The sequence below is a fragment of the Endozoicomonas sp. SESOKO1 genome (assembly GCF_024606265.1).
Lineage (GTDB): Bacteria > Pseudomonadota > Gammaproteobacteria > Pseudomonadales > Endozoicomonadaceae > Endozoicomonas.
Genome location: NZ_JAHHPP010000328.1, coordinates 1 through 4,006 on the forward strand (window position 1 = coordinate 1; position 4,006 = coordinate 4,006).

General features: G+C 48.3%; 4 protein-coding genes. All 4 read right to left on the minus strand.

All coding sequences use genetic code 11. The annotated features are described in order from the left end of the window. The coding region (locus KDK13_RS14890; RefSeq protein WP_257285762.1) for a hypothetical protein at positions 1–1,064 on the minus strand (1,064 nt) is incomplete at its 3' end. Between the two features lie 88 nt (positions 1,065–1,152). Then, on the minus strand, positions 1,153–2,112 hold the full coding sequence (locus KDK13_RS14895; RefSeq protein WP_257285763.1) for a serine/threonine-protein kinase: 960 nt from the start codon (positions 2,110–2,112) through the stop codon (positions 1,153–1,155). Positions 2,113–2,497: 385 nt separating this feature from the next. Continuing rightward, positions 2,498–2,890: a 50S ribosomal protein L17 gene (gene rplQ, locus KDK13_RS14900; RefSeq protein WP_257285764.1), complete on the minus strand. Its 393-nt coding sequence runs from the start codon at positions 2,888–2,890 to the stop codon at positions 2,498–2,500. Positions 2,891–2,958: 68 nt separating this feature from the next. Further along, entirely contained in the window at positions 2,959–3,960 is a 1,002-nt protein-coding gene (locus KDK13_RS14905; RefSeq protein ID WP_257285765.1) for a DNA-directed RNA polymerase subunit alpha, read from the minus strand. Positions 3,961–4,006 lie beyond the last annotated feature (46 nt).

Consider the following 4,006-nt stretch of genomic DNA (forward strand, 5'->3'; position numbering starts at 1 on the left):
GACAAGAACTCTTTCTCCAGGGCGCCCAGCTTTTCAACAGTTTCCCTGATCGCCAGCATAGCCAGCAAACGCTTTGCCGCACTGGCTTCATCGGATGTTTCCAGACTCACCATAAAAACAGAAAGTTGTTTACCTTTACCAGGATCCCCTTCCCTGCCATCCTGAAAATGTTTAGCAAGGTAAGAACGATTAAACCTTGCTACCTGTTCTTGCGTAAACTGGTATTTGGCAATGCCGGGAGTGGCGGCCAGCAGCGATTCAGCCCAGCCATTATCAGTTTTTAACTCATCGGTGACTTGCACCCGTGTGGCGAAACCTTCAGTTAAAAATTGGCAGGCCTGCCGCTTGCTTTCGTCATTACCTTTTAACATCTTTTTGGCCAGCGCCTTAGCCTCTGCCACCACTGCTGCCAAATGCAGCCGTTGAGTATAAGTAAAGTCAACGGGGCGGCGAGCATAAAATGAAAATGACCGTAAAGAGGACTGATGGTTGTATCGCTTATCGCCCCCATCAATCCCCAGATTGCAAAAGATTACTGTGGCAAGATCGTCAAGGTACCTGATCTTCACATCATTGGATGGCAGTGCCACTAAAACACCAGGCAATTGCTTACCAAATTCAGCGCTGTCTATATCAGCCCCATTACGGGCCAACATCTTTAAATGGTCCAATGGGGCCCGCAGATTTTCAGATAGCTTACTGGCCAGTTGCTGAACTTTCCTGGCTTGAGATACTTTCTCAGCCTGCAGCTTTTTCTTTTGTAGTTCAAAAGCACTCAATTGATCCATGGCCTTTTTATGACCATTTTTCTCCAATTCAAGGGCAAGTCGGTATTCAGTATTTTTTTCCTCTGCCTTTGCCCGTGCCTCATGGCCATCCCGGTTCTGCATCTCCGCCTTAACAGCAACTCCGGTCAACTCCGCGAGCTGTTTGTCTTTAGTGGAGATAGTGCCTTCCAATTTTTTTACGACATGTGCCAACTTTTGCTGTAACACCCTTTCTTTCGCTTCCTCTTCTTCTTTCAGCTGGGCAGCCCGCTGTTGAGTGATTAGACCATGTTTCATTAACGCCTGGTTTATCTGGAACTGCTTTAACTCTTTTTGAAGATGCGCCACTTTTGCATTGGCACGCTTGATTTCATTGGCAGAATCTTCAATCAGCCTGAATGCACTGGAAAAACCGATAAGGTCGCGTCAAACACTCACCTAAGTCAGGGCGAAGGTGGTTTTTTTCTGAAACCATTTGCACCAGGAAGCCTTCAAGTTGCTCGACAAACTGAGGACTGATATCCCTGAATCCCGGCAGCAATAACGTTAGATCCAATTTTATACCCTTGCCATCAATAACCTGTGACCGGGCAACTGCATACTCAGAAGGTTTATCTGAAAATAGATTCAACAGTACAATGCCAAGCGAGTACACCATTGACTTGGCGGTAGTCTCGATGTTCTGGTATTGTTCAGGCTCAATAAACCAGGGTGTCCCCCTTGGCTCCAGGGGCTTAGCCGCTGATGGATCCTCAAGGTCCTGAACATGGGCATTGTCAATAAAATAGACCTCTTTATTGACGCTATCGTAAACCATGTTGGCCGGCTTAATATCTGAATGGGCAAATCCCCCAGCCGCAAAAGTCCTGGCACACACCAGCATAGCTACAGCACACTCAAACCTGTCTTTCAGTGGCCAGGCTTTATCTTGAAAATAAGCCTGCAAACATTTTCCGGGAATGCGTAATTGATCAAGGTATTGATAACCTTCAAATATTCCAGCCCCTAATGAGCCAGGCTGTTCTGAATGGAACCCTATTTCACTCCGGGCGTCTTCAGTGTCTTGCTGGATCTTCATAATCCGCTTATTTTGCTCCCCTTGCGGGACTCCCCAGCATCTCCCTGCCTTCCTCAGTAAAAGACTGCTTTCATAGACACAACCATAGGAACCATGACCGATATGCTCCCTGGTATTATCGTGAACCTGAATAATGACCGGTTCCTCGCCCCTCTTTTGAAAGCCAACCAATCGATCATAAAGACTTCGCGTCACCTCACAGTGGCAGGCGTAATCTGACCGATTGCGATGCCTTCCTTTAAGCTGAACATATAATTCTTCAGCCATCCTGGCTTCCTGCGGACCCAGTTCCCGCTCAAATTGAATCTCATGTTCAGTTCGTGACTCAGCAGGTGTTGCAGGTACTGAGTATGCTTGCGGTTGACGAGTAACAACACTGGATGGAAGGAAAAACATATTTAATTGCCGGAACAAAACATTTGATGGTGATGATTTGATCCTTAACTATTAAAAGAGTTCTTTAGCTTTATTCGTGATTTATTACACAGCAGAAAGAGGTTTGGCCTTAACCACTGATCAATCAATCGGAAATATTCAAATACAGTAAATGATGACGGGCAAATGACTCAGGAAAAGCAGGAAATTAGTATGATGACTTCAGGGGAGAAAGTAGAAAAGCAAAAAAGCCGGGATAACCCGGCTTTTTTCTGACTTATTCTTCGTCAGCGGACTCTACTGCTTCAACAGCAGGACGGTCCAGCAACTCGACATAAGCCATTGGCGCGTTGTCACCCTGACGGAACCCGCACTTGATGATACGGAGGTAACCGCCTGGACGCTCTTTGAAACGCGGACCCAGATCAGTAAACAGTTTGCCTACCGCAGCCTTGTTACGGAGACGATCGAACGCCAGCCGACGGTTAGCAACGCTGTCTTCCTTAGCCAGGGTGATCAGCGGTTCAGCAACACGACGCAGCTCTTTCGCTTTTGGCAGTGTTGTCTTGATTACTTCGTGCTCAACCAGGGAAGCAGCCATATTCTTGAACATCGCTTTGCGATGAGAGCTGTTCCGGTTAAGCTTGCGGCCACTCTTACGATGACGCATGGCACAAACTTCCTCTTCTTACTGAGAACAATCTCTGTTTCATCAACGGTGATTGTCCTCAGCCGCAATTAAGCAGAAACCTTATCGTCGCTCTTCAGGCTGGCCGGTGGCCAGTTGTCGAGACGCATACCCAGGCTCAGACCACGGGAGGCCAGAACGTCCTTGATCTCAGTCAGGGACTTCTTACCCAGGTTCGGGGTCTTGAGCAACTCAACTTCAGTGCGCTGGATCAGGTCACCAATGTAGTAGATGTTTTCTGCCTTCAGACAGTTAGCACTACGTACCGTCAGTTCGAGATCGTCGACTGGACGAAGCAGAATAGGATCAACCTCATCTTCTTCCTTCACAGGTTCTGGTTCGGACTCACCTTCCAGATCCACAAACACCGCCAGCTGCTGCTGCAGAATAGTGGCAGCGCGGCGGATGGCTTCATCGGGATCCAGGGTACCATTGGTTTCCAGGTCGATCACCAGCTTGTCGAGGTCAGTACGCTGTTCTACCCGGGCACTTTCTACGACATAGGAAACACGGTATACAGGGCTATAGGTGGCATCCAACTGCAGACGGCCGATAGCGCGAGTTTCCTCTTCATCCTGACGACGGCTGTCGGCTGATTCATACCCACGACCACGAGCAACCTTCAGCCTCATGTTGAGTTTGCCCTTGTCATTCATATGGGCAATAACATGATCAGGATTCACGATTTCAACATCGTGATCCAGCTGGATGTCAGCAGCGGTGACGACACCCTCGCCATTTTTGCTCAAAGTCAGAGTAACGCTGTCACGGCCAGTCATGCGAATAGCCAGGCCTTTGAGGTTGAGCAGGATTTCAATAACGTCTTCCTGAACACCTTCAATAGCACTGTATTCATGCTGCACGCCATCAATCTCTACCTCCGTCACGGCACAGCCGGGCATAGAGGAAAGAAGAATGCGACGCAGGGCATTGCCTAAGGTATGCCCAAAACCACGTTCCAGCGGCTCCAGGGTGACCTTTGCCCGTGTCAGACTGATTTCCTCGACATCAATGTGTCGAGGAGTTAGAAATTCAGTAACCGAATTCTGCATGGATGTTACACCCCACCTAACTGTCTATCCCTTACTTGGAGTACAG

What these genes read in the sequence shown, in the direction of transcription:
- KDK13_RS14895 (WP_257285763.1), bottom strand. Translation starts at nt 2,112, where the DNA reads ATGGCTGAAGAATTATATGTTCAGCTTAAAGGAAGGCATCGCAATCGG.
- rplQ (WP_257285764.1), bottom strand. Translation starts at nt 2,890, where the DNA reads ATGCGTCATCGTAAGAGTGGCCGCAAGCTTAACCGGAACAGCTCTCAT.
- KDK13_RS14905 (WP_257285765.1), bottom strand. Translation starts at nt 3,960, where the DNA reads ATGCAGAATTCGGTTACTGAATTTCTAACTCCTCGACACATTGATGTC.